The following is a 25,087-nucleotide window of genomic DNA, read 5'->3' as shown; positions in this document are numbered from 1 at the left end:
TGCACGCCGGAAGTAGGTGCCGGAAGTCATAGCGGTGGGTACGATCGGGCGGTTTCGCGCAGAACCCGCGCGGGTGCGCCCGTATACTGCATCGCCGTTCGTCGTGCGAAGGAGAGCCCATGAACTACCGGCATGCCTATCATGCGGGCAATTTCGCCGATGTACTCAAACACAGCGTACTGGTCGGGCTGATCGAGGCGCTGAAGCAGAAGCAGACGCCGTTCTGCTATTTCGACAGCCACGCCGGGCGCGGCCGCTACGACCTGCATGGCGAGGAAGCCCTCAAGACGCGCGAATTCTCCGACGGTGTGATGCGCCTGCTCGATGCCTCGCGCCTGCCGGCGGCATTGCATGTCTACCTGAACCTGGTGCGGGCCTTGAACGGCAACCGCGGCGGCCACGACATTTCCGTCTATCCCGGCTCGCCCCTGCTGGCCAGCCTGCTGCTGCGCGACGGCGACCGCGCCCAGCTGTGCGAACTGCAGCCGGAAGAAGCCGGTCATCTGCGCAGCCTTTTCCGCGGCGATGCGCGCGTCGCCGTGCACGAACGCGACGGCTACGAAGCGCTGAAAAGCCTGCTGCCTCCGAAGGAAAAGCGCGGCCTGGTACTGATCGATCCACCATTCGAGGCCCAGGACGGCGAGTTCCGCCTGATCGAAGCCGCCCTGAAGCAGGCCCAGGCGCGCTGGCCCACCGGCATCTACGCCATCTGGTATCCGATCAAACTGCGCCAGCAGTTGGCCGGTTTCCATCGCTGGCTCAAGGGCAGCGGCTTCGGCAAGGTACTGCTGGCCGAACTGCTGGTACACCCGGACAACTCCGCCCTGCGCCTGAACGGCAGTGGCATGGCCATCGTCAATCCGCCCTGGAAGTTCGACCGCCAGCTGGAGGAACTGCTGCCCGTGCTGAGCCAGCACCTGGCCCAGGGCCGCTTCGGCCAGCACACGGTGGAGTGGCTGGTCCAGGAATAGCCTGGCCTGCCGCCCGCGCCGTGCGGCTGAACCTCGGCCGTCCGGCACAGGTCTGCAGCTGGCCCATCGCGCCTATAATCGCCGCCCCACCGCGAGGTTCCCCATGTCCAAGACGATGAAAGCCCTGGTCAAGCGCGAAGCGGCCAAGGGCATCTGGATGGAAGAAGTGCCGATGCCCGAGATCGGCCCCAACGATGTGCTGGTGAAGCTGGAAAAGACCGCAATCTGCGGCACCGACCTGCATATCTACAAATGGGACGAGTGGTCCCAGCGCACCATCAAGCCCGGCCTGGTCATCGGCCACGAATTCGTCGGCCGCATCGTCGACATGGGCGCCGGCGTACGCGGCTACCAGATCGGCCAGCGCGTTTCCGCCGAAGGCCATATCGTCTGCGGCCACTGCCGCAACTGCCGCGCCGGACGCCAGCACCTGTGTCCGAACACCGTCGGCATCGGCGTCAACCGGCCCGGTGCGTTTGCCGAATACATCGCCATGCCGGCTTCCAACCTCTGGCCGATTCCCGACCAGATTCCGTCCGAGCTGGCGGCCTTCTTCGACCCCTACGGCAATGCCGCGCACTGCGCGCTGGAATTCGACCTGATCGGCGAAGACGTGCTGATCACCGGCGCCGGCCCTATCGGCATCATCGCCGCGGGCATCTGCAAGCACGTCGGTGCACGCAATGTTGTGGTTACCGACGTCAACGACTACCGCCTCAAGCTGGCCGCGGAAATGGGCGCCACGCGCGTGGTCAACGTGGCCAAGCAGTCGCTAAAGGACGTGGTCAAGGAACTGCATATCGAAGGCTTCGACGTCGGCCTGGAAATGAGCGGCAACCAGCAGGCCTTCGGCGACATGCTCGAATGCATGTACCACGGCGGCAAGATCGCCCTGCTCGGCATCATGCCCAAGGGCGCCGGCATCGACTGGGACAAGGTCATTTTCAAGGGCCTGGTGCTGCACGGCATGTACGGCCGGCGCATGTACGAGACCTGGTACAAGATGACGCAGATGGTGCTCAGCGGCTTCCCGCTGGCCAAGGTGCTGACCCACCAGATCCATATCGACGACTTCCAGAAAGGCTTCGACCTGATGGAACAGGGCAATTGCGGCAAGGTCGTCTGCAGCTGGAACTGACTGCGACGGCGCCACGCTGCCGCCGCCTGGCATGAATCCGTACCTGCCCGCTGCCGCATCGCCGCAGCCCCGTGCATGCAAAGCCCAGGCGCTGAGCCTGGGCTTGTTGCTTTGCCTGGTCTCTACCGCGCGTGCCGACGGCGACGAGCCGTTCGAAGACGAGCCGCGCCTGGACGCCGCCGCGATCGTGCAGCCGGCGCTGCTGTCGGCGCCGAATGCGACGGTAGCGCCCGAGGCGCGCGTACATGGCTACATGGCGCGCTTCGCGCTGGATACGCCGTTCGGCCCGCTCGCTGCCGAAAGCGTGGAGCTGCTGGCCATCCGCCAGGCCGAGATTCCCGCCATCGAAACGCTGGAGCAGGCCAGCCGCCGCGGCGCCTTCGCCCATGCACTGGGCGAGAAGTTCAAGAAGACCGGCCAATCGATCTGGCAGGTGGTCAGCCATCCGGTCGGCACCGTAGCCGGCCTGCCCGCCGGCGTGGCGCGCTATTTCAGGAAACAGATCGAACGTTGGAGCGGCCGCGCCCAGTCGGTCAGCGACCGCGCCGCGCGCGAACTCGGCGTGGACGGCGATCCCTTCCGCGGCGCGCAGGCACCGATGTCCTCTGCCCGCGCTGCCCTGCCGGGCGAAATTACGCAAAAAGTGGACAAGCCCTGGTATGGCAGTGTCGGCAAGGAAATCGGCCGCGAAGCCAGGCGCCAGCTCGACTACAGCAAGATGCGCCGGCAGATCGCCCAGCACCTGGGCGTAGACCCCAGCTCCAGCAATCCGCTGCTGCGCGAACGCCTGGACACGCTGGCCTGGGCTGCCGTCGCGGGCAATTTCACCGCCGGCACCGCGCTGGATGCGGTCGGCGGCACGGCAGCGGAAGTGATGTCGGTCGGCGGCCGGCTGAATTCCCTGGTCTGGGAGCTGGACGAAGAGAACCTGCGCGAACGCAACCGCGTGCGTATAGCACGCTGGTGCAGCGACGAATTCGCCCTGCGCCAGTTCCTGCGCCGCGGCGGTTTCAACGACAGCCTGCGCACTGCGCTGGCCGACGAACTGGACCAGCTCAAACCCGCCAAAGGCTGCAACGACCTGATCGAGATCGGTGCCGGCACGCGCTCCGAGCTGGAAGCCCGCTACCTGGTCAATGCCCTGCGCCTGCTGCGCAGCCAGCAGGCGCAGGGCGGCGAGCTGTTCGTGGTCGGCGCCGCACTGGCCTGGCGCTCCGGCGATGGTAACCGGCTGCTGCTGCCGCTGCCGCTGGACTGGCTCAGCTGGACGGCAGACATGGGCGAGTTCTTCGCCGCGCGGCAATTCCGCATCGAAGACAAAAGCCTGCTGATCGGCGGCGAAGCCTCGGCAACGGCACAGCGCGCCCTGGCCCGGCGCGGCTGGAACCTGCACCTGCGCCTGCCCTATGCGGGCGCGCCAGCTTATGCGGACGATCTGTCGCAAGGACTGCCCACCGCGCTGGAGCGCAGCGAAACGCCGCAGCTCTGTGTCGGCGACGTGGCGGAGACCGCAGCCTGCCTGTAAAAAAATCGCCCCCCAGTGTGACCGGATCGACAGTACGACTGTGGGCAAAACCCCGACAGCACCGGCGCCGATACCCCGATAATGCCCAGGCCAGATCGCACCGCCCGCAGGACTGACGCATGCTCGCTTCGCCTCCGCAACAGATCACCCAGCTTCTGCGCGCCTGGGAGGCCGGCGACGGCGTCGCGCGCGAATCGGTCGTCAACCTGGTCTACGACCATGTCCGCGCCATCGCCGCCTGTTCGCTGAGGCATGCCCCCGGCGCCACGCTGACACCGACCGAAATCGCCCACGAGGCACTGCTGCGCATCCTCGGCGCCGAGGCCGGCTGGCAGGACCGGCGGCATTTCTTCCACGTCATCGCCCAGGCCACGCGGCAGATCCTGGTCGACGCCGCGCGACGCCGTCATGCGGACAAGCGCGGCGGTGCGGTCGAGCGCATCGACATCGCCGAGGCGGCCGAGCAGATCGCCAGCGCCGATTCCGATGCCCAGCTGCTGCGCATCGACGCTGCCCTGGCCGAACTCGGACGCAGCGACCAGCGCCGCGCCCGCACCATCGAACTGGTCTATTTCGGTGGCTACTCGCGCGCCGAGATCGCCGCCACGCTGGACGTGTCCGAAGGCACCGTCGATCGCGACCTGCGCCTGGCACGGGCCTGGCTGAAAGTAGCGATCGAGGCCTGAAATGGCGGCCGACGCGGTCGCCCTCGCCGCTCTGGACGAACTGCTGCTGCTCGGCGCCCCCGAGCGCGCCGCCGCACTGCAGCGCTGGCGGCGCGAACAAGGCGATGAATTCCACGAATTTCTTTTGCGACTTCTTGCCGCCGACAGCGATGCCTCCGATCCGCTCGCCGTCGTCGTCGGCGACGCGATGCGCACGCTGGATCTGCCGGCCCAGCCGCTGCAGCTGGGCGCCTACCGCCTGCTGCAGGAGATCGGCAGCGGCGGCATGGGCACGGTATTCCTGGCCGAACGCAGCGACGGTGCCTATGCGCAGCAGGTCGCGATCAAACTGCTGCGCGGCTTTCCCACCCGCGACGGCATGCGCCGCCTGCGCCAGGAACGGCAGATCCTGGCGACCCTGGACCATCCCTGCATCGCGCGCCTGCTCGACGGCGGCGAAACCCCGGCCGGCCAGCCCTGGCTGGCGCTGGAATATGTCGCCGGCCTGCCCCTTGGCGAATGGGTAGCGCAGCATTCGCCCAGCCGCGGCCAGCGCCTACAGCTGTTCGAGCACGTACTCGCCGCAGTACAGCACGCGCACCAGCGCCTGGTCGTACATCGCGATCTGAAGCCGGCGAACATCCTCGTGCGCAGCGACGGCATGCCGCGCCTGCTCGACTTCGGTATCGCCAAGCTGGTCGAAGGCGACGACGGCACGCGCGATACCTCGACCCGCGTGATGACGCCGGCCTGGGCCAGCCCGGAGCAGCAAGCCGGCCGCCCGATCACCACGGCGAGCGACATCTACACCTTGGGACTTTTGCTGCGCGACCTGCTGCTCGGCGCCGACGCACGCGGCGGCACGACCGCGCTGGACGCCGAATTGCGCGGTGTGGTCGCCCGCGCCACCGCGACAGATCCGGCGCTGCGCTACGCCAGCGCCGAGGCTTTCGCCGAAGATCTGGCACGCTATCGCAGCGGCCGGCCGCTACGCGCCAGCGCCGACACGCCGCTGTACCGTTTGCGCAAATTCCTGCATCGGCACCGCCTGGGCGTAGCCATGGCTGCCGCAGCGCTGGTACTGGCCGGCATGTTCGTCTGGCGCCTTGATGCGGAGCGCCGCCGCGCCGTCGTCGCCGAGGCAAATGCAGCCAACGCACTGGCCCAGGCCAGGCGCGAATCGGCCCGCGCCGTCGCAGTCAACGATTTCCTCGTCTCGCTTTTCGGCCAGGCCGATCCGGCCAACAACCGCGGGGCGAAACCCGATGCACGCACCCTGCTGGAACAAGGCGCCGCTCGCATCGAAACCGAACTGAAAGACCAGCCCGAGATCCGCGCTGCGCTACAGCAGACACTGGCCCTGGCCATGCGCGGCCTGGGCGAGCACGAGCGCGCCGAGCACCTGATCCAGGCTTCGATCGCCGCCACCAGCGGCGACAGCTTCGACATCGGCCGCCTGCGTGCCGACCGCATCGCGCTGCTCGCCAGCATCCGCGCCCGCAGCGGCAACCGCAGCGGTGCGCTGGAAGCCGCCGACCAGGCGCTGGTCCTGCTGGACCGCATCGGCGACGAAGACGCCGAACGCCGGGTCGAGCTGGAAAACACCCGCGCCATGGCGCTGAAATGGCTGGACCGCACCGACGAAGCCGCACTTGCCCTGGAGCGCGTACTGGCGCTGCTGCCGCGCCTGGGCAGCCGGGAAGCCGAGCACCGCGCCTACGCCACAGACAATCTCGCCCACGTGCGCGAAGCGCAAGGCCGCTGGGACGACGCGCAACAGACCGCCTTCGCCGCCGCCGCCGCCTTCCGCGCCCTGCGCGGCAACGACAGCCATCCCGAGCCACAGGCAGTTTCCGCCTACGCCGCCAGCCTGCTGCTGATGCGCGGCGAAGCCGCTGCGGCGCGCGGCCTGTACGAAAAAGTACTTAGTGAACAAAGAAAATTATTCGAAGCGAGCGACCGCCGCCTGACCAATACCGAAACCGGTCTCGCCCGCAGCCTGCTGCGCCTGGGCGATGCAGCGGCAGCCAAACCGTTGCTCGATACCGCACTGGCGCGTTGCGAGAAAAGCTTCGGCGACCACGTGCGCTGCCCCTTGACCCTGCAGATCATGGGCGAGTGGAACAACGCCTACGGCGATCGTGCGCTGGCGCTGACGCAGCTGGCAGAGGCGGTTGCCCTGCGCGAAGACGACAAGGAAATACCCGAACGCTCGCGCTGGTCGGCGCGCTTGGCGCTGGCGGTCGCCGAATGCCGCGGCGGGGAAAAAGCCGCCGCAAAAAGCGTGGCGACGGCACTTGCCGCCCTGCTCGCCGACATGCACGTAGCACCGGGCGACAAGCGCCATTTCGAGCACCAGGCACAAGCCTGCAGCGACCGGCATTGAGGTTGCGCGGTGCGGCCAGGCCCAGGCGCACTGCCCGTTCATGTGCAGCGGCGATGGAACTTGCTGGCCGCGTTTCAGACACATTGCTGTCTGGCGAAAAGCGTAGCGCTGAGCCATGCAGGCATTCCTGCCCCCACCTAAACTCTCCCTCAAGCAAGCTTGGGGAAGAGGGACTAAAACGAAGGCGGCGCAATCGGCAAAAAACTCGCGCTGGCCAGGCCGCGCAAAGCACATGACATAGCAACATCACCCGATCTGCTACAGATTTGAAAAGAAAAAACAGACCTAAGCACCAAACCGCTCAACCAACACCCTCAACACCGCATCCGGCGAAACCGGCTTGGTCATATGCACATCGAATCCCGATTCGATGGCCTTGCGCCGGTCTTCCGCCTGCCCCCAGCCCGTCGTAGCGACGAGCAGGATGTCGCGCCCCCAGTCGGTGGCGCGCAGGCGCGTCGCCAGCTGGTAGCCGTCCAGGCCCGGCATGCTGATGTCCATGAAGGCCGCCTCGGGCCGGCGCCGTGCCGCCGCTTCCAGCGCGCTGAGGCCGTCGTGTACCAGCACGACCTCGAAACCTTCGCTTTCCAGGAACAAGGCCAGCATGCGGCCACCGTCGACATAGTCGTCGGCGATCAGCACACAACGCCGCGCCGTGGCCACGGCGTGCGCCACAGCCTGCTCCACGGCGGGAACCTGCATGTCCTTGTCCAGCGACAGCGACAAGGGCAGGCTCAGGCGGAAGGTCGACCCATGGCCCAGCCCGTCGCTGAGCGCCTCCAGCTTGCCGCCCTGCAGCTGTGCCAGCCCACGCGACAGCGCCAGGCCTATGCCCAAGCCGCCCTGGGAACGGTTCAGGGTGCCGCGTACCTGGTGGAACATCTCGAACAGTTGCGCGCGCGCATCGAACGCCAGGCCGACGCCGTTGTCGACGATGTCGAATTGCAGCGCATCGCCAGACCGGCGCACGTCGATGCGGATATGCCCGCCCGGGTCAGTATATTTAGCCGCATTGTTCAAAAGATTGGTCAGGATCTGGCGCAGGCGCAGCGGATCGGCATTGAGCCACAGCGGTGGCGGTGGCAGCTGCAGGCTCAGCGCATGCCCCTTGCCGTCGATCAGCGGCCGCGCCGCTTCCAGCGCTGCCTCGATCACGGCATGTACGTCCACCGGCTCGTTGCGCAGTTCCATCTTGCCGCTGGTGATGCGCGAAATGTCCAGCAGGTCGTCGAGCAGGTGCGACATGCTGCGCGCCTGGCGTTCGATCAGCTGGCCGCATTCCTGTACCTGCGCACTGCTCAGGTCCGGTGCCAGCAACAGGTGTCCGGCGGTGCGGATCGGCGCGAGCGGATTGCGCAGCTCATGCGACAGCGTGGCCAGGAACTCGTCCTTGCGCCGGTCGCCCTGCTGCAGCAATTCCATCAGTTGCTGCTGTTCGGTCACGTCCCAGAGCACGCCGACCAGACGTTCGCGCCCGTCGCCGCCGGCGGCTTCGCCGCGGCTCAGGCGCCCGGCCACGGCGACCCAGCCGATGCTGCCGTCGCGCCGCTGTATGCGATGGCGCTGGCTGTAGATGCCTTCGCCAGCGTCGGCGCGGACTGCGGCGACACTGGCCTCGACCCGGCTGCGGTCCTCAGGCGGAATGCGCGACAGCAGCAGTTCCAGCGCGACGCTTTCGGCATCCACGTCGAACAGTTCCTGGCCGCGCCGCGACAGTACTGTCTGCCCCTGCGGCAGCTCCACGTCGAAGGTGCCCAGCGAGGACGAATCCACCGCCAGGCGCAAACGGCTTTCCGCGTCGCGCAGGCGATTTTCCACTTGCCACTTGTGCGTAACGTCCACACCTTGCACAAATATACCGCTCACGGCGCCAAACGCGTCGCGCATAGGCTGGTAGACGAAATCGAGGTAGCGCTCTGCCTCGTCGCCCGACTGCAGCGCGATGCGCGCGCCGCTGGCGACAAAAGGCTTGCCGCTGGAATAGACCTGGTCCAGCAGCGCCACATAGCCCTGCTCGGCGGCTTCGGGCAAGGCGTGCGCGGCTGGCTTGCCGAGTATTTCGCGCTCGCCGACCAGGCGCAGATAGCCGGGATTGGCCAGCTCGAACACGTGCTGCGGCCCGCGCAGCACAGCCATGAACGACGGCGCCTGCTCGAACAGTTCGCTGAAGCGTTCGCGCTCGCTGGCCAGGCGCTGCTCCTGCAGCACCTGGGCGGTGGTTTCGGTGCAGATCACCAGCACGCCGGCGACGCCGTTGGGCGCCTGCTCGTCGTCGATGGGGCCGTAGGAATAGGTCCAGTAGACCTCGTCAAGGCGGCCGTGGCGCAGAATGGGCACGAGCTGATTTTCGTGCCAGGTGGCGCCATCGCCGCTGCGCACCAGTTCGATCTGCGGGCCGATGATGTGCCATATCTCGGGCCAGGCTTCGCGTCCCGGCATGCCCAGGATGGACGGATGCTTTTCCGGCCCCAGCGACGCGCTGTAGGCGTCGTTGTACAGGCAGGTCAGCGCCTCGCCCCAGAAAATGAAGATCGGATGGCGCGTGGTCAGCGCCATGCGCACCATCGCCTTGAGCGTAGGCCGCCATTGCGCCGGCGGACCCAGCGGCGTCGTTTCCCAGGCAAAGCGGCGGATGATCTCGCCCATGTCGCCGCCGCCGGCGAGGAAAGACGTATCCGAATACAGCGACGAGGCGCGGGACATGGAACTCCGGTGCAGACTTGCACCCGGACAGGCCGGTGCATCAGAAAAGACAGGAACGGCCACCATCATCGCTACCGGGCCGTGCTGTGCGATGGTGGCAGCCGCCGTTGCATCCGTCAAAGCCGGCCGGTGCGACAGGAAAATCCAAATTCCGGCTGGGGCATTGCCGCAACGGTGGCTGTAGCGCGCCGGGCTTGTGCGCACTCCGTCATGACTTATCGCACTTCTGCTGGACGCGCACGCTGCCGCCCTCTATCTTCGCGGGTTTGCCTAGCCCCTTTGGAGTTTGCGCCGATGCGCCTGCCCTTGATCCTGTTTCCCGCCTTGCTCGTGCTGGCTGCCTGCCAGCCCGTAAAGAAGGAAACCGTCCCCAGCCTGACCTACCCGGCATCCAAGAAGGTAAGCCAGGTCGACACCTATCACGATCAGCAGATCGCCGATCCGTACCGCTGGCTCGAAGACATCGACTCGGCCGACACCGCCGCCTGGGTCAAGGCACAGAACGACGTCACCACAGCCTACCTGGCCCGCATTCCCGGCCGCGAGCGCATCGCCGCGCGCCTGACCGAAATCTGGAATTTCAACCGCTGGAGCGCGCCTTCGCGCGAAGGCAAGCAATGGTTCTGGTCCAAGAACGACGGCCTGCAGAACCAGGCCGTGCTGTATGCCGGCGACAAGCCTGACAGCGACGGCCGGGTGCTGCTCGACCCCAACAGCCTGTCCACCGACGGCACGGTCGCGCTGAAGGACACGGCCTTCAGTGCCGACGGCAAGTACATGGCCTACGGCCTGTCCAGCGGCGGTTCTGACTGGGAAGAATGGCGCGTGCTCGACGTCGCCAGCGGCAAGCCGACCGAAGACGTGCTGAAGTGGGTGAAGTTCTCCGCCGTGGACTGGAGCCGCGACGGCAAGGGCTTCTGGTACAGCCGCTATGACGAGCCCCAGGGCGAGAATGTGCTCAAGGCCAAGAACGAATACCAAAAGCTCTATTTCCACAAACGCGGCACGCCGCAGTCCGAAGACGTGCTGGTATACGAGCGCAAGGACCAGCCCGACTGGTCCTTCGGCGCCGACGCAACCGATGACGGCCGCTATCTGGTGGTTTCGGTCTCCCGCGGCACCGAGCAGAAGAACCTGGTGCTCTACCGCGATCTGAAGGCCAAGGGCAAGGCCGCCGAGTTCAAGGAACTGATCGGCCAGTGGAAAGCCGAGTATGACTTCGTCGGCAATGTCGGCAGCAAGTTCTATTTCCGTACCGACGACGCCGCGCCGCGCGGCCGCCTCATCGCCATCGACGTGGCCAAGCCGGCGGAAAAGAACTGGAAGACCATCGTCGAGCAGAGCGACGACTCGCTGCTCAAGGCGAACATGGCCGGCGGCCAGCTGGTGCTGAACTACCTGCACGACGCCAGCTCGCGCCTGCGCCGCTTCGATATGAACGGCAAGGCCAAGGGCGACATCGCCCTGCCCGGCCTGGGCACCGTGCCCAGCATCCAGAGCCGCGCCGGCGACAAGCTGCTGCACTACACCTTCACCAGCTACACCACGCCGACCGCGGTCTACAGCTACGACATCGGCAAGAACAAGGGCGCCCTGCTGCACGCACCGACAACGGCGTTCGATGCCAACCAGTACGAAACGCGCCAGGTGTTCTACACCAGCAAGGACGGCACGCGCGTGCCGATGTTCATCACCGGCAAGAAAGAACTGAACCTCGATGGCAACAACCCGACCATCCTGTACGGCTATGGCGGCTTCAAGATTTCGCAGGTGCCGGGCTTCAAGCCGTCCATCGCTACCTGGCTGGACCAGGGCGGCGTGTTCGCCGTGGCCAACCTGCGCGGCGGCGGCGAGTACGGCCGCGAGTGGCACGAGGCCGGCACCAAGCTCAACAAGCAGAACGTGTTCGACGATTTCATTGCCGCCGCCGAATACCTGGTTCAGGAAAAGTATACATCGCCGCAGCGCCTGGCCATCCAGGGCGGCTCCAACGGCGGCCTGCTGGTGGCTGCGGTCGAACTGCAGCGTCCCGACCTGTTTGCCGCCGCCGTGCCCGCCGTCGGCGTGCTCGACATGCTGCGCTTCCGCGAGTTCACCATCGGCAAGGCCTGGGAGTCGGACTACGGCTCGGTGCTGGACGTGCAGGAGTTCGCTGCGCTGCGCGCCTATTCACCGCTGCACAACGTGAAATCCGGCGTTGCCTATCCGGCGACGCTGATCACCACCGGCGACCACGACGACCGCGTTTTCCCGGCGCATAGCTTCAAGTTCGCCGCGGCAATGCAGGCGGCCAACCCCAAGGGCAAGCCGCAGCTGATCCGCATCGACGTGCGCGCCGGCCATGGTGCAGGCAAGCCGACGGGCAAGCAGATCGCCGAGGCCGCCGACGTCTACGCCTTCATCCTCAACGCCTTCGGCATGGCGCAATAAGCCGCGCCGCGGCAGCGCCGCGGACAGCTGCAGCAAGCACCAGCGCGCGGTCCATGCGGACCGCGCGTTTTTTATGTGTTGCGCTGCCGCTGCACTGCACCGCCGTCGACGTGGTCTTTACGTGGACACAGCCTAAGCTGGCTTCCGCCCTGCCGCCGGAGCGAGCCCATGCAAACCATCTCCACCTGCCTCTGGTTCGATTTCAACGCCGAAGAGGCAGTCGCGTTCTACCTCGGCATATTCCGCAACTCCCGCGTGCGGCGCACCCTTTATTACGGCGATGAAACGCCGGCACACACGGGCAAGGTACTGCTGATCCAGTTCGAGCTGGCCGGGCAGGAATTCGAGGCCCTCAACGGCGGGCCGCAATTCCCCTTCAGCGAAGCCGTATCGCTGGTGGTGAAGTGCGACAGCCAGGAAGAAGTGGACGACTACTGGCAGCAGCTGGTCGCCGGCGGCGGCCACCCGGTGCAGTGCGGCTGGCTCAAGGACAGGTTCGGCTTCAACTGGCAGATCGTGCCGCGCGAACTGGCCGGACTGCTGGCTGATCGCGACCGCGCCAGGGCCTCGCGCGTGATGCAGGCCATGCTAAAAATGATAAAAATAGACATTACCGAACTGCGCGCCGCCGCAACCCGGCAGTAGCCCGTTGCGGCCACCGCAGCGCAGCACGCGTTCGCTGTGGCGTTGTTGGATACTTCGCCACCTGTACCCCTTTGGGAAAGCTGGCCATGGGCTGGAAGCGGATCATCGGCATCACCGTGCTTGCTGCCGCCGTCGCCGGCGCCTGGTGGTATACGCGGCCCAAATACAAGGCGGTGGCGCCGCAGCTGGCCTGCCATGTCGGCGCCTATCGGCTCGATGACGGCCGCATTGTCGACATCTCGCCGCTGACCGACGGCGACACCCTGCGCTGGCGCCTGCTGGACGGCCGCAGCGGCAAGCTGGGCCTGCACGACGGCGGCCGCTGGAGCGGCCAGAAAGGCTGGAGCAGCGAGGCCGATCCGCTGCCCGTCGACCTGGGCAACTGCGCCAGCCCACGGCTGAACTTCGACGGCCAGGCGGGGAAAAGACTGGAATTTGCGACACAGGAAACACGCTTCGCCGGCGACGGAGTCGAACTCGCCGGCCGCCTGGTCATGCCGGCCGGCAGCGCCGCCGTGCCGGTCGCCGTACTGGTACATGGATCGGAAGCCTATTCCGCGCGCACCTACGCCTGGTTCCAGCGCCTGCTGCCCGCGCACGGCATCGGCGTTTTCGTCTACGACAAGCGCGGAACCGGCGACAGCGGCGGCAGGTATTCGCAGGATTTCGGCCTGCTGGCCAACGATGCTGTCGCCGCCTTGAAGCAGGCACGCCTGCTGGCTGGCGCGCGCATCGCTCGCATCGGCTTCAGTGGCGGCAGCCAGGCCGGCTGGATCGCGCCGCTGGCCGCCACGCGCAGCGACGCCCAGTTCGTCGCCATCGGCTACGGCCTGGCCGACAGCCCGCTGGCGGAAGACCGCGACCAGGTCATGCTGGATCTGAAACAAGCCGGTCACGGCGATGAAGTACTGGCCAAGGCGCGCGAAGTCACCGATGCCACCGGCGCCATCGTCGCTTCCGGTTTCCGCGACGGCTATGCACGGCTGGATGCGCTGAAGCAGAAATACGCCAAGGAACCCTGGTGGAAAGACATGCACGGCGAATTCAGCGGCGATGTCGCCAACAACCCGGCCTTTGCGCTGCGCCTGTTCGGGCCGATGTACGACCAGGGTACCAGCTGGGAATACGACCCCATGCCGGCGCTGCGCGCACAGAAAGTGCCGCTGCTCTGGATACTCGCCGGCGCCGACCGCGAAGCGCCACCCGACGAAACCCGGCGGCGCCTGCTGTCGGTGGCGCAGGAAAACGGCAACGTCACCCTGGTCGAATTCCCCGACACCGACCACGGCATTCTGGAATTCGATACTTTGCCCGACGGTTCGCGCAGACCGACGCGCGTGGCGGACGGGTATCTGGGTTTGCTGACAGACTGGATCCGCGCGGGGAAGATCGACGGGGTATATGGCAGGGCGCAAGTGCTGGCATTGCCACAGGCCGCACAACCCATACCGGTTGCGTCTGACTGAGCGGCCACGGCGCAATTCGCTGCGCTCATCGGCGCCCTGCCACAGCGAACCGCAGCTTGCCTTCGTAAGGCGCGATGAGCACTGCGAATTGCACCGCAGGTGTCCAATCCGGCTTTCGTCGCACTACCATGCGGCAATATGTGCTGCACGCTTCGCGCCGCACGAATCAGCTAGGCGTGAACAGCGACTGGTGCGCCGCCACGCCAGCCATGGCGCCGTCGGCGACGGCGAAGCCGACACTGCCCATGGCGCGCGCCGCATCGCCGCAGGCGAATACGCCGGCGACCGTCGTTGCCTTGAGTGCATCGGTGCGGATGAATTCGCCCAGTGGACCGTCGTCGAAGCTGCAGCCAAGCTGCGCGGCCAGGGGGCTGGCCATCTGCGTGCGACTTAGGGTGAACAGGCCATCCATGGCGGCGTGGCGGCCGTCGGCCAGTTGTACAGTTGCCTTGTCCACAATGGCCTGTACCGCGGTTTCCTCGATGCAGACGCCGCGCGCAGCCAGTTGCTGCCGCTGCGCCGCGTCGGGCTCGAATACACCGCCACAGAACAGGGTTACCGTGCCCCAATCAGGCAGCATCAGGGCGTGATGCAGGGACAGTTCGCTACTGGCCAGCACGCCGATGCGGCCCTGGTCGAGTTCGTAGCCGTGGCAATACGGGCAGTGGAATACGCTGCGGCCCCAGCGCTCGGCCAGGCCGGCAATGGCCGGCAGTTCGTCAACCACGCCGGTGGCCAGTACCAGGCGCCGAGCCTGCAGGTGACGGCCATCCTGCAGCCGCAGCGCGAACGCGTCGCCGTTGGCGCCGTCCGCCTGCACGGCCTGGCCGTCGATGCGCTGTACGGTCGGATAGACCTGCAGCTGTTGCCAGGCGGTGCCGATGATCTGCGCGGGCGCCGCACCGTCCTGGGTCAGGAAACCGTGCGAAGTCGGGGCAAAGCGGTTGCGCCACTGGCCCGCGTCGATCACCGCTACGCGCCGGCGCGCACGCGCCAGCTGCAGGGCTGCAGACAGGCCGGCATAGCTGCCGCCGACAATGGCAACGTCGAAATTTATCTCAGTGTGCATTTTTTGTTTTCCGCTTGTCGTAGCCCAATGCCTCGGCGCGGCGATTGAACTCGGTTGCCAGGTCGGCCAGTGTCACTTCGCCCAGACGCTGCAGCAGCAGCGCCTCGGCCTCGGCCACGGCGGCATCGATGGCGTGGATGACGGCCTGCTCGACGAGGCAGCTGGGGTTGTCGCTGCGATGCCCCAGCGCGAACAGTGCCGGTTCGCCCAGCGCGGCATAGACGTCGCGCAGGCTCAGGCGGTGCAGGTCGACCGCCAGGGTCCAGCCGCCGCCATGCCCCTTGCCTGCAGCGACATAGCCCAGATCGCGCAGGCCGGCGAGCGTGCGCCGCACCACGACGGCGTTGGTGTGCAGATAGCTGGCCAGCTCGTCGGAAGTGAGCGGACGTTCGCTGTGTGCCATATGCAGCAGCACATGCAGCACGGAGGAAAGGCGGCTGTCTTTGTTCATGTAACTTTGAATAGTACATGAAATAGGGGCAACGGCAAGTGGCCGGCAAGTCAGAACTGACAAGCCAGCTCGACAAACGCGCTACGCCCATGCCGACTTGGGTCGTCGTGCCGGCATAGCCAGGGCGGATCACTTTCTGGTTGAACGCATTGCGCGCGCCGCCGTTGATCGTGAAGCCGGGATAGGCGCGCGGGCGCCAGCCGACGAAGACGTCATGGGTCTTGAAGCTCTGGTCGATTGCCAATTGATTGCTGCTGTTGAATGACGGGTTGTTCGGCGTCGCAAAGTACCCATTGAGACGCCAGCTCAGGTCGACGTCGATGGGCCGGATGCGATAGCCCGCGGTCAGCAGCAGCTTGTCGGCAAATGCATGCGGCGCGTCTTTGCCGGTACTACCGTCGCGTACGGCCAGGTGCGAATAGACCAGCTCTGCGCTCCACGGCCCCTGGCGGAAGCTGCCTTCGATTTCGTTGCCTCTGCGCTTTACCGCCTTGAGATTCTGGTACTGGTTCAGGCGGCCGCGCAGGGTGAAGTTGCGGCCTATGTCGTAGTCGAGATTGAAGCCCGGCACCAGATTGAGCAAGTCGATCATGTTCGACACTTGTTCGCGCTCGATCACCTCGGGCGACAGCACCGTGACGGCACCCGGATAGGCCATTGCTTCGCCCTTGATGCGCATCGCCGTCACAGTGACCTGTTCCGGCGAAGTGGTCTTGCCCTGCTCTTTTCTTTTCGGTGTCTTGCGCCGAGGAGAACGGCGTGTCGACCTCGCCGTCGGCCGCGAAGACGGAAACCGGCAGGCACAGGGCCAGGGCAGAGAGCAGCAGAGTGTTGCGCATGATTGCCTCGCTTGCGTATCGGAAAGGATCGCTGGCGAGGTGAGGGGTGCGAAGCCCGGTAATGCTGGCAAAAAGATCGGGGGACAGGTCTGTCCCGGTCGAGGGCGGCGATACTGGAACAGCCGGCAGGGCAGCCGCAACGCGGCAGTACGCCGCGCCCCGATGGCTGGCGTAGGGTGCAACAAGCACAGCGAACTGCACCGTCATTGCAGCAATTCACCACGGCGCAGCACCGATGGCGAGGCGCAGTTCGCTGCGCGCGGCGCACCCTGCGGTCACCCCCAGGCCCAGGCGGGGAAATCACCCAGTTCTTCGATATTCGTATACTTTTTTCCTATATTCATTGTCAGCATATTGCATTAACTTACAACGTAGCACACCATTCGCGGCGCTGGATTGGCAAAAGGGCGCTGCTTTCCTGCATACGGCGCGGCATGCCCGGGCAGTGCAGCGCCCTGCCTGTAGGCTGGCGGTTTCCCGGCATCAGTCCAGTTCCGCGCGTTTCGCCGCAACGGCGAAAACACCTCGCAATCAAAAGGAGAAACACCATGACAAGGCATTTCGTTGGCGGTTGCCTGCTGGCTCTGATGGCACTGTTCTCGGCCTCGGTCGGCGCCAAGAAGGAAGTGACGCGCCAGCTGGGCGGCGCCTGCGGCGAGGACAGCAGCATCATCGCGCGCTGCGACGTGGGGCTGGAGTGCAAGAACGGCTACTGCGACATGCGCAGCTTCCTGTCCAGCGCCACGGTCGGCTGCAAGGCCGAACTGGCCAAGGTCGGCTATACCGGCTATGTCGCCGTGCACGATGGCTTCTGCTATGTCGACAGCAAGTGCAGCGGTCTGTACAACGCCGCCATGGCGGCAACACCGGTCACCGAGCGCCTGCTGGCCAAGGCCGCGGCCGGCAGCGACGCTTTCGCCGCGGAAGTGGCCAGCCTGTCGGCGCAGGACAAGGACAAGTTCAAGCGCGCCGAAGACATCTGCAATTCCTGCTCGCCGAACTGCATGATCGGTTCGGGCTTCCTCGGTCGCGGCGGGTATTGAGCAAGGGCTGAACAAGCGCCGGGCCGGCTCCCCTCCGCTTCGGCAGAACACAACGGCCGCCGCAAGGCGGCCGTTGTGTTTCCGTTTCGCCGGAATGCCATATATTTATTAAATATTACAAATATATTAAAATTCCACCGGCCATGGCCGTAGGGCACGGCCATCAGGGCCGACCCGCCGGTCCGGCACCGCCGCAGCCTCCGCGAAGAAAACATTCACTACAGGCCAGGCATACGGGTAGGCGCGCGCGCCCTACTCCGCGACAATCTCCGGATCACACGGAGTGCCTCATGGCCGAAACCACCCAGCAGGACAAGACCGCCAAGCAGTTGCGCCTGCTGGAACAAGCACTCGATTCGGGCCGGCTGGGGCCGGTGAAGCGGCTGGTGAACACCTTGTCGGCGGCGGAGATCGGCAATCTGCTCGAATCGCTGCCGTCGGCCAAGCGCCAGGTGGTGTGGGGGCTGGTCGACGCCGAGGACGATGGCGAGGTGCTGGTCCATGTCGGCGAAGACGTGCGCGAAGATCTGCTGCGCGCGATGGATACGGACGAAATCGTCGCGGCGGCGGAATCGCTGGATATCGACGATCTGGCCGACCTGTTCGAGGATCTGCCCGATACGGTGGTCGACGAAGTGCTCAAGTCGATGGATCGCGAGAATCGCGAACGACTGGAGCAGATGCTGACCTACGACGAGGACACGGCCGGCCGCCTGATGAACCCGGACGTGGTCACCGTGCGCGCCGACGTGACGGTAGACGTGGTGCTGCGCTACCTGCGGCTGCGCGGCGAACTGCCCGAGGCGACGGATCATCTGTACGTGGTCAGCCGGCGCCGCCAGTACCAGGGACGGCTTTCGCTGGCGCAGCTGCTGACGGCCGACCCGGCCGTCGCAGTGAACCGCATCATGGATGCGGACCAGCCGGCGATCGATGCGGAAACCGAAGTGGCGGAAGTGGCGCAGCGCTTCGCCAACTACGACTGGCTTAGCGCGCCGGTGGTCGACGAGAACAACGTGCTGCTGGGCCATATCACCATCGACGACGTGGTCGACATCATCCGCGACCAGGCCGAGCACCAGGCCCTGGGCGCCGCCGGCCTGGACGAAGAGGAAGACCTGTTTGCACCGGTGCCGCGCACGACCAAGCGCCGTGCGGTCTGGCTGGGCATCAACCTGCTGACCGCCTTCCTCGCTTCATGGGTGATCGGTAATTTCGAGAATGTGCTGAAACAGGTGGTCGCCTGCGCCGTGCTGATGCCGATCGTCGCGAGCATGGGCGGTGTCGCCGGCACCCAGGTGCAGACCTTGATGATCCGTGCAATGGCGCTGGGCCAGGTCAGCGCATCCAATGCGATGCACCTGCTGCGCAAGGAAATGCTGGTGGCGCTGGCCAACGGCATTCTCTGGGCGCTAACGGTCGGCGGCGTGGCCTTGCTGATCTACCGCGACGCCTGGCTCGCGCTCGCCTTCGGCGCCGCCATGGTGCTGAACCTGCTGGCCGCGGCGTTTACCGGCGTATTTCTGCCGCTGGCCCTGCGCCGGGTCGGCATCGACCCGGCGCTGGCCGGCGGCGTGCTGCTGACGACGGTCACCGACTGCTGCGGCTTCGCCACCTTCCTCGGGCTTTCCACCGTGCTGCTGGTGCGCTGATCAGCGCGCGCGCTGTTCCACCAGGGTCAGGGCAACCTTGTCGCGCAGGTATAGCGGCAAGGCCTGTTCCGGCGGCAGCACGCGGCCGGCGGCAAACTCCGCCGCCGCCAGCACGGCAACCGCCTGCGCCTGCGGGTAGCGCGCGCCGTCGCTCCAGACCGGCGCGGGCAGCTGCTCGGCGAGTACGCGCCCATAGCTGGCCCAGCCGCTGCCAATGATGTTCCAGGCCGCCTGTGCCTGCAGCTGCAAGCGTTCGGGCGGGCACACTCTTTCCTCGTCCAGTGCGATCAGGCCGCCGCCTGCATCGTGCCGGTAGCTGGCGGCATAGACCTCGCCCATGCGCGCGTCGATCACGGCGAGGATAGCGGCACCGTTGTCGGGTGCATCGAGGGCAAGAGCGGCCAGCGAGGAGATCGGAATCACCGGCAGGTCCAGGCCCAGGGCCATGCCCTGGGCGATGGAGACAGCGAGGCGCACGCCGGTGAACGCGCCGGGGCCGCGGCCGACGGCGATCGCATCGAGCTGGCGCCGGCGGATACCGGCCTCGGCCAGCAGCGCCTCGGCCATGGGCAGCACCAGCTCGGCATGCCGCCGCGGTGCGATTTCGCTGCGCGCGATCACCGCGCCGGCGTGATGCAAGGCCACCGAACAGGCTTCGGTGGAGGTCTCTATGGCAAGCAGGTTCATACGGATTCCATCACAGATCGGGAGGATCGGCGCGCAAGGCGACAGCGGCAGCGCGGCGATTACGCGGTACGCGGCGCGCCGCCGCGGCCTTCGCCATACCAGTCGACCTGGCGAGTCAGGTACATCAGCAGGGCAACCACAGCGACCAGGGCGACCGATCCGATCAGCAGCGAGTATCGCTCGCTGGCGACAAGGCCGTATAGCAGGCCATACACCACGACCAGGCTGCCGCCGAGCATAAGCCCGGCCTGGCGCGTGGACAGCACGGCCGCGGCATAGCCGCCCACCATCAGCGCCACCGCAGCGGCGGCCACGGTGTAGGCGGCGCCGAAGCCGATCTGCTCGGACAAGGCCAGTAGCAGCAGATAGAAAGTGCACAGCGACACGCCGATCAGCAGGTATTGCACCGGGTGTACGCGCAGCTTCTTCAACACCTCGAACAGAAAGAAGGCGACGAAACTCAAGGCAATGAACAGCACGCCGTATTTACCCGCGCGCTCGTTCTGCTGGTAGACGCTGGCCGGCTGATACAGGGCGACGCCGAAAGCCGACGCGGCCAGGTGCGCATCGTCGACCTCGCCCACGTCCCATTGCTGGCCATAGCCACGATTGAGTTCCAGCACCTGCCAGTTGGCCTGGAAGCTGTTCGCTTCGACCTGATGGCGCGCGGGCAGGAAGGCACCGATGAAGCTGGGATCGCCCCAGGGTGCCTGCACACTGAGGTGGGTGGTACGCGCCAGCGGCAGGAATTGCAGGCGTTCGGTGCCGGCGACGATCATGTCCAGCTCCAACGCCAGCGGCGCGTTCAGCACGCTCTTGTCCAGTGCCAGCGCAGCGGTGGAGAAACCCAGGATCTGCAAGCCCGGCTGCAGCCGGGCCGGCACGCCGTTGAGACTGAAGGAACGCACTTCGCGCAGGCCACGCACATCCGACAGCGGCAGGCGCAGTTCCAGCCTGGCCGAATCGTCGGCGATGGCACCGCGCAGCTCGGCCAGGTCTTCCGGGGCGAAGCGTGCACTGAGCTTGACCGCTGCCTTGTAGACCGGCGTCTCGTAGATGCCATAGGCGCGCGATTCGATGTCGAGGCCGGCAGCGAAGCTGAGATCAGCCGGCAGCAGCACGCGCTGGACGCGGCGTTCGCTCCAGCCCTGGTCGGTCTTCCAGCGCTGCAGCTGCGACAGGACCAGCAGGGGGCCGCCGATGGTCTGCGCCTCGCCCCAGCGCGAAGCCACCTGGGCGATGGCCTGGTCGCGCAAGCCGCTGCGCTCCGCAACCAGGCCTTGCACTTGCAGCAGCGGTATCAGCATCAGCAAGGCCAGGCCGGCTATGCCCAGCACCTTGAGGGTGAATGAATGTGCGGTAGGAAGCATGAGCAGTCTCGCGGTCGGGGTACGGCTATTGCCGCAGCCGGGCAGGACCGGCGCCCGGCGCGGCGCGGGCGCAAGCCGGGCGAAACAGGGCAATTTGCCGGCACGGCGGCTTCGCCGCCCCGGGGCCGAGGGCCAAGGGCTAAGGACCAGTTGACCACCGGCCGACAGTCCGTTCGGCTGCGTCCGGTCGGCATGCAGCACTTTGGCACTTTTCCTGCAGTAAACATTCCCGATTGTCCTTTCCTGCCCTTCGACCTCTGCGGACTTTTGCCATGGCTTTGTCTACCCAGGAAATGCTGCTTGCCCTGCGCGCGCCGAATGCCCATTGGCTGGCAGCCCTGGTCAATGCCTTGGACGAGGCCTTGAAAGACCCTGGTTTCAGCGCCGAACACCGCGCCCTGGTGCAGCAATTGCTGGCCGCCGGCATTGTTCCGGCCAGCGTGGCGCGCGCAGCGGAAGCCCGTTTCGAACGCTTCGAAGACAGCTTCGCCGAGATGACGCCGGGCCCGGACGAGCAGGACTGGGGCGGTCAGGCCGTGACCGAGGTCACGTCTGCGCGTCCGAAACTGACGCTGGTGGTTAGCGCGGCGTAAGACAGGGGCCGCCAACACCGGCCAGTACGGGTTTACCCGCATGCGCAAACGGCCGCCTTGGCGGCCGTTTTTTCGTGCGCCTTTTTCCAGCCCTGGGAACGCCGCGCATGAAAAAGGGGCCTTGCTTGCGCAAGGCCCCTCAGGATCAACGCATGGCGCCCGTTGTTACTGGGCGTTGCGGCGCATCAGCTCGACAACGGTCGGCGAGGCCGGGCGGGTCGCGCCACGGGTACCGACGCTGCAGTCCAGGGTGACGTCGTCGACGTGCATGTTGCCCATGTTAGCGGCGCCGGTCTTGACGAACTTGAACTCGACCGTGTGCGAAGCACCGTTGAGGTAGGTCGCCGGAACCGGGATCGACTGCAGGCCATACGCCGGTTCGGTCACCGTGACGCCCGGGTAGGTCTGCACGACGGTACCGTCGATGCTGACCGTCATGGCGGCATTGGACGTGGTCGCCGAACGGAGCAGGTAGAAGTTGATCCAGCGCGCCGGGCCGGCAGGCAGGGTCACCGACTGACTGACAGTGCCGGTTTCGGAACCCGTGCCCCAGCCGCCGAACCAGGTCCAGAACAGACCGGTACGGGCCACATCGGCACCGCAATCGGCGTCGCAGATCGAGCTACCGGAGGCACCGCCGCTGGTCGAGGTCGAAGCCCAGTTGGGATTCGTGTAGGTGCCTGCGGTGGTCGCTTCGAAGCTCGGATCGAGCAGCAGCTGCGACGGGCACAGCTGGACCGAACCGAAGTCGTCCTTGAAGATGCCATCGCGGGTACCAGCCACCGCCAGCGTCAGGCGCTGGGTCGGCAGGGTGTTGTCGCTCGGGGTCAGCACCACGTAGCCGAAGGCCGGTTCGGCCGCCGTTACGGGAGAGCCGTAGCCCAGGTCGACCGCGATGTTCAGCGCCTGCGTGCCACCGCCGACCACCGTGAAGTTGGACGGGGTGATGGTGACGGTCGGATTGCCCGAGGGACGCGTACCGACGAAGGTCGCAGTCCACGTCGTGCCCGTGGCGACCTTGCTGGTCACGGTACGGGTGAACGAGCAGGTCGGCGCGCAGTTGGTATTGCGCATCGACGGGATGTTGAGCGTCTTGGCATCGATGCTGCCGCCGGTCGGATTCGCCGCGACGAAGTTCGCGAACGTCTCGTTCATGGCCAGCGCGGACTTGATCGCCTTGGTCAGGTCGACACGGCCGTTGCCGACGTCATCCGGATCCCAGGCGGTGCTGCCGTTGTCGTCGTAGCCGTCCGGCTTGGCGGTCATCTGCAGCACGGACTTGACTTCCATTGCCGACCAGGCCGGCTTGGCAGCGCGAACCAGCAGTGCAGCGCCGGCCACGTGCGGCGAGGACATCGAGGTGCCGCTCATGAAGCCGTATTCACCGTTGGCCGCATTGACCGCGGCGTAGATGTCCACGCCCGGAGCCGTGATGTCGGGCTTGGTGACGTTCGGGAAGCCAGCCGGCACCGGGCCGCGCAGGCTGAAGTCGCCGAGCACGTCGCCGAGGCGGCCGTCCGGGTTGAAGTTGGCGGTGGCGGTGGTCGGATTGGCGGCGATGAAATCGCGGATCGCGTCGCCCGGGGCCTGGGTCATGCTGTACGCCGGCACCGTGGTCGGTGCGCCGGTGGTGTTCATCGAGATCGGGCCGATCTGGTTGTTGCCGACCAGCACCAGAATCGCACCGCCGTTCACCGCATTGGTGATCTTCTCGGCGAAGCTGCAGGTGCCGCGACGCACGAAGGCGATCGAGTTGGCGAAGTAGCCAGCCGGAATGGCCGTACCGGCGGTACAGGCTTCCAGGTTGGCCGGGAAGCTCTTGATCGGTGTGGTCGGCGGCAGCAGGCTGCCGACCGGGGTGGTGCTGCCGCGGTTCATGCGCACGCCAACGCCGGTGCTGGGCGGGGTGCCCGGGCCGGTCAGGCTGGAGAAGGCCAGCACGGCGGCGTCATGGGTGGACGCGGCAACGGTCATCGTCCACGGGCCCAGGTGGTTGACCTGGCCGATCGGTACCGGCGTTTCGGTACGCGTGTTACCGGCCGAGGCGGCGACGATGATGTCGGCATTGACCAGGTCGAGGAAGATGCGGTCGGCATCGTTCCAGGGATCGCGGCCGCCGGAGATGGAGTAGTTCACCACGTCGACGTCGTCAACGATGGCGCTTTCCAGGCCAGCCTCGATGTCGGCGCTGGCGCAGGTGGTGGTCTGGCAGACGCGGTACGAGCGCACGGCGGCGCACGGCGCCACGCCGGACATGCTGGTATAGGGAGCCGGGAACACCGGAGCCGGGGTCGCGCTGGTGGTCACCACGTTGCCCGCGGCGGTGCTGGCCGTGTGCACGCCGTGGCCGACCGAGGTGTCTTCGGGTTCCGGTCCGTTACAGACGCCGCCCGCATCGGTGCTGGAGCAATCGACAGCGGTCTTGAGCTTGGGGTTGCCTGCGTTGTAGCCGCAGGTGGCATCGTTGGCGAAAGACGGGTGGTCGGCATTCGTGCCGCCGTCCATCACACCGATGGTCTTGCCGAAGCCGCGCGTGCCCACGGCGCCCGGGACATTGGCGCCGCTCCACACGGTGTCAGCGCCGATGAAGCTGGGGCCGCGGAAGGTGTCGAGTTCATAGTTGACGCTGACAACGACGGACTTGACTCCCGGCAGGTTGCGCACGGTGTTGGCTTCAGCTGCGGTGAGCTGGGCGGCGACGCCGTTCTTGGTCACGCCATACTGGTGCGTCGGGGATACCGAGCGACCCAGGGCCGAGGAGATCGACTGCACGTGCGAGGCGCGTTCGGTCTGCAGGTAGTTGCGGTAGGCGACCGCAGCCGGGCTCTTGGCGTCGAGACGACGCTGGCCACGTGCTTCCGGTGCCGTCGCTTCGAGGGAACCAGCGCCGCCACGGTAGTACAGCAGGCCCGGCTCATTGAATGTGATGATGTAGCTTTCAGTGGCGGCCGCTGTCACCGACTGCGCCGTTGCCACCGGCAAACTCACGATACCGCCCGCCAGCACGACGCCGATGACCGACGCCAACACTGTTACCCGAATCGACTTACCCATGTAAAACCTCCCAACAGGCACTACTCAAAGAAACGGCCGCACTTGACCACCGTCGGTACGGCCGGCGCACGGAAGAACGCGAGGAATAACAACGAAACAGCCTGGCGACCGGGAAACAGCCGCAACCGTATTCCGTCGCCGTCTCACTGAGACGCAACCACCGCAACATTCGTCCAGACATTTCTTATAGCACCGAGCCAACGCCCCTCTCAATCTGCGTCGCGGCAAAGTCGGCCGAAAAGTTCCGCATCCAAAATGTGAAATCTGTCACCAACATCCGCCCTCGGACGGAGTACCCGCCACAACCTCGATCCGCTCGCGTATTTATTGGCTAATTTCTACGTAATGACGGACGAATAAGACAAATGCGCAAAAAACCGCTTGCTGTACATCTGGTACG

The 25,087-nt window shown here is 66.1% G+C and carries 17 protein-coding genes and 1 pseudogene; 11 read left to right on the top strand and 7 right to left on the bottom strand.

What is annotated here, in order from left to right; all coding sequences use genetic code 11:
• Positions 1 to 119 precede the first annotated feature (119 nt).
• From DFR29_RS13045 to DFR29_RS13025, 5 genes are all read left to right on the top strand, one after another.
• Positions 120 to 971: a 23S rRNA (adenine(2030)-N(6))-methyltransferase RlmJ gene (locus tag DFR29_RS13045; RefSeq protein WP_133819049.1), complete on the top strand. Its 852-nt coding sequence runs from the start codon at positions 120 to 122 to the stop codon at positions 969 to 971.
• 115 nt (positions 972 to 1,086) lie between these two features.
• Positions 1,087 to 2,109, top strand: a complete 1,023-nt coding sequence (gene tdh, locus DFR29_RS13040) for an L-threonine 3-dehydrogenase (protein ID WP_133819225.1) — start codon at positions 1,087 to 1,089, stop codon at positions 2,107 to 2,109.
• Positions 2,110 to 2,140: 31 nt separating this feature from the next.
• Positions 2,141 to 3,634 (top strand): hypothetical protein, encoded by a 1,494-nt coding sequence (locus DFR29_RS13035; RefSeq protein ID WP_133819048.1) that lies wholly within the window; start codon positions 2,141 to 2,143, stop codon positions 3,632 to 3,634.
• A gap of 119 nt (positions 3,635 to 3,753) precedes the next feature.
• On the top strand, positions 3,754 to 4,320 hold the full coding sequence (locus DFR29_RS13030) for an ECF-type sigma factor (RefSeq protein ID WP_133819047.1): 567 nt from the start codon (positions 3,754 to 3,756) through the stop codon (positions 4,318 to 4,320).
• A 1-nt stretch (position 4,321) separates the two neighbouring features.
• The gene (locus tag DFR29_RS13025; protein ID WP_133819046.1) at positions 4,322 to 6,685 is read left to right on the top strand and encodes a serine/threonine-protein kinase; all 2,364 of its coding nucleotides are present in this window, start codon (positions 4,322 to 4,324) and stop codon (positions 6,683 to 6,685) included.
• Between the two features lie 285 nt (positions 6,686 to 6,970).
• On the opposite strand, the gene DFR29_RS13020 is transcribed toward DFR29_RS13025, so the two are convergent.
• On the bottom strand, positions 6,971 to 9,388 hold the full coding sequence (locus DFR29_RS13020) for a hybrid sensor histidine kinase/response regulator (protein ID WP_166654064.1): 2,418 nt from the start codon (positions 9,386 to 9,388) through the stop codon (positions 6,971 to 6,973).
• Between the two features lie 294 nt (positions 9,389 to 9,682).
• Here DFR29_RS13020 and DFR29_RS13015 point away from each other — a divergent pair, with 294 nt between their 5' ends.
• The 3 genes from DFR29_RS13015 (at position 9,683) to DFR29_RS13005 (ending at position 13,929) form a co-directional block, all read left to right on the top strand.
• Entirely contained in the window at positions 9,683 to 11,818 is a 2,136-nt protein-coding gene (locus DFR29_RS13015; protein ID WP_133819044.1) for a prolyl oligopeptidase family serine peptidase, read from the top strand.
• Positions 11,819 to 11,986: 168 nt separating this feature from the next.
• A complete protein-coding gene (locus tag DFR29_RS13010) occupies positions 11,987 to 12,463 on the top strand; it encodes a VOC family protein (protein ID WP_133819043.1) in 477 nt (158 codons plus the stop codon).
• An 86-nt stretch (positions 12,464 to 12,549) separates the two neighbouring features.
• Positions 12,550 to 13,929: an alpha/beta hydrolase family protein gene (locus DFR29_RS13005; protein ID WP_133819042.1), complete on the top strand. Its 1,380-nt coding sequence runs from the start codon at positions 12,550 to 12,552 to the stop codon at positions 13,927 to 13,929.
• 166 nt (positions 13,930 to 14,095) lie between these two features.
• Here DFR29_RS13005 and DFR29_RS13000 read toward each other — a convergent pair whose 3' ends face one another.
• The 3 genes and pseudogenes from DFR29_RS13000 to DFR29_RS30520 form a co-directional block, all read right to left on the bottom strand.
• Positions 14,096 to 14,986, bottom strand: coding sequence for an NAD(P)/FAD-dependent oxidoreductase (locus DFR29_RS13000; protein ID WP_133819224.1), 891 nt, complete (start codon positions 14,984 to 14,986; stop codon positions 14,096 to 14,098).
• A 1-nt stretch (position 14,987) separates the two neighbouring features.
• The gene (locus DFR29_RS12995) at positions 14,988 to 15,512 is read right to left on the bottom strand and encodes an Rrf2 family transcriptional regulator (RefSeq protein WP_425598832.1); all 525 of its coding nucleotides are present in this window, start codon (positions 15,510 to 15,512) and stop codon (positions 14,988 to 14,990) included.
• Between the two features lie 97 nt (positions 15,513 to 15,609).
• Positions 15,610 to 16,041 (bottom strand): annotated as a pseudogene (locus DFR29_RS30520) (TonB-dependent receptor domain-containing protein); the annotation flags it as partial.
• 795 nt (positions 16,042 to 16,836) lie between these two features.
• Between DFR29_RS30520 and DFR29_RS12985 the strand changes: the two are divergent.
• Both DFR29_RS12985 and mgtE read left to right on the top strand, forming a co-directional pair.
• Positions 16,837 to 17,331 carry a hypothetical protein gene (locus DFR29_RS12985; protein ID WP_133819040.1) on the top strand — a complete coding sequence of 165 codons (495 nt, stop codon included), beginning with the start codon at positions 16,837 to 16,839 and terminating at the stop codon, positions 17,329 to 17,331.
• A gap of 290 nt (positions 17,332 to 17,621) precedes the next feature.
• A complete protein-coding gene (mgtE, locus tag DFR29_RS12980) occupies positions 17,622 to 18,983 on the top strand; it encodes a magnesium transporter (protein ID WP_133819039.1) in 1,362 nt (453 codons plus the stop codon).
• On the opposite strand, the gene tsaB is transcribed toward mgtE, so the two are convergent.
• The gene (gene tsaB, locus DFR29_RS12975; RefSeq protein ID WP_133819038.1) at positions 18,984 to 19,670 is read right to left on the bottom strand and encodes a tRNA (adenosine(37)-N6)-threonylcarbamoyltransferase complex dimerization subunit type 1 TsaB; all 687 of its coding nucleotides are present in this window, start codon (positions 19,668 to 19,670) and stop codon (positions 18,984 to 18,986) included. It abuts the gene before it with no gap.
• Positions 19,671 to 19,729: 59 nt separating this feature from the next.
• Complete coding sequence (creD, locus tag DFR29_RS12970) at positions 19,730 to 21,040, bottom strand: cell envelope integrity protein CreD (RefSeq protein ID WP_133819037.1); 1,311 nt, start codon at positions 21,038 to 21,040, stop codon at positions 19,730 to 19,732.
• A 272-nt stretch (positions 21,041 to 21,312) separates the two neighbouring features.
• On the opposite strand from creD, the gene DFR29_RS12965 reads away from it, so the two are divergent.
• Positions 21,313 to 21,633: a hypothetical protein gene (locus tag DFR29_RS12965; protein WP_133819036.1), complete on the top strand. Its 321-nt coding sequence runs from the start codon at positions 21,313 to 21,315 to the stop codon at positions 21,631 to 21,633.
• 165 nt (positions 21,634 to 21,798) lie between these two features.
• On the opposite strand, the gene DFR29_RS12960 is transcribed toward DFR29_RS12965, so the two are convergent.
• A complete protein-coding gene (locus tag DFR29_RS12960; RefSeq protein WP_133819035.1) occupies positions 21,799 to 24,687 on the bottom strand; it encodes a S8 family serine peptidase in 2,889 nt (962 codons plus the stop codon).
• Positions 24,688 to 25,087 lie beyond the last annotated feature (400 nt).

The organism is Tahibacter aquaticus (assembly GCF_004363655.1).
Classification (GTDB): Bacteria; Pseudomonadota; Gammaproteobacteria; order Xanthomonadales; family Rhodanobacteraceae; genus Tahibacter; species Tahibacter aquaticus.
Note: the sequence above shows the minus strand (reverse complement) of the source record. Positions and strands in the feature narration are given on the sequence as shown.